The organism is Achromobacter sp. SIMBA_011 (assembly GCF_046535435.1).
GTDB lineage: Bacteria > Pseudomonadota > Gammaproteobacteria > Burkholderiales > Burkholderiaceae_B > Achromobacter > Achromobacter dolens.
Genome location: NZ_JAWRWN010000552.1, coordinates 1 through 268 on the forward strand (window position 1 = coordinate 1; position 268 = coordinate 268).

Below are 268 nucleotides of genomic sequence, written 5' to 3' on the forward strand. Positions count from 1 at the left end.
CGGCAATCGTCGCGCTCCACGTCGGCGCGCCGAACTGATCCGCGACGACGTCGAACGTATCGCGCTCCTGGGCGAGCCGCAGCATCGTGCGCAGGAAGTTCTTGCCGCGCATGCCATAGACCCAGCTCGTGCGCAGAATCAGATGGCGGCAGCCCACGTTCGCAATCGCGCGCTCGCCCGCCAGCTTCGAAAAGCCATAGACGCTCAGCGGACGCGCGGTGTCGGTCTCGACATAGGGCGCGGTCTTCGTGCCGTCGAACACGTAGTC

General features: G+C 66.0%; 1 protein-coding gene. It reads right to left on the minus strand.

Annotated elements, in window-relative coordinates; all coding sequences use genetic code 11:
- The coding region (locus SB816_RS32110) for an SDR family oxidoreductase (RefSeq protein WP_410548258.1) at positions 1-268 on the minus strand (268 nt) is incomplete at both ends.